The sequence below is a fragment of the Achromobacter sp. GbtcB20 genome (genome assembly GCF_019091095.1).
Lineage (GTDB): Bacteria > Pseudomonadota > Gammaproteobacteria > Burkholderiales > Burkholderiaceae_B > Achromobacter > Achromobacter mucicolens.
The window spans coordinates 1-251 of record NZ_JAGXJZ010000727.1; the positions used below are offsets into that span (position 1 = coordinate 1).

The 251-nt window shown below is 66.9% G+C and carries 1 protein-coding gene; it reads right to left on the minus strand.

What is annotated here, in order from left to right; all coding sequences use genetic code 11:
• On the minus strand, positions 1-251 hold a 251-nt coding region (locus KVT32_RS30865), incomplete at both ends, for a glutamate--tRNA ligase family protein (protein ID WP_254637100.1).

The window sequence follows — 251 nt, forward strand, 5'->3', positions numbered from 1 at the left end:
CGATGATCAGGCCGTGGAGCTCCTTGTTGGCGATCGTGATCGGGCCCTTCACGACGTCGTTCCAGGTCACTTCGCCGTCCAGCGGGTTCTTGAAGCGCACCACCGGCTTGACGCCTGCCGGCACTTCCGGAAGGGTCTTGCCCGGCTCCGGGCGCCAGGTGCCGTCGTAGCGCGGCTTTTCCCCCAGAGCGCGCATGCGCTCGCGCATCGCTTCGACTTCTTCCGGCGCGCAATAGCACAGGGAGGCGGTG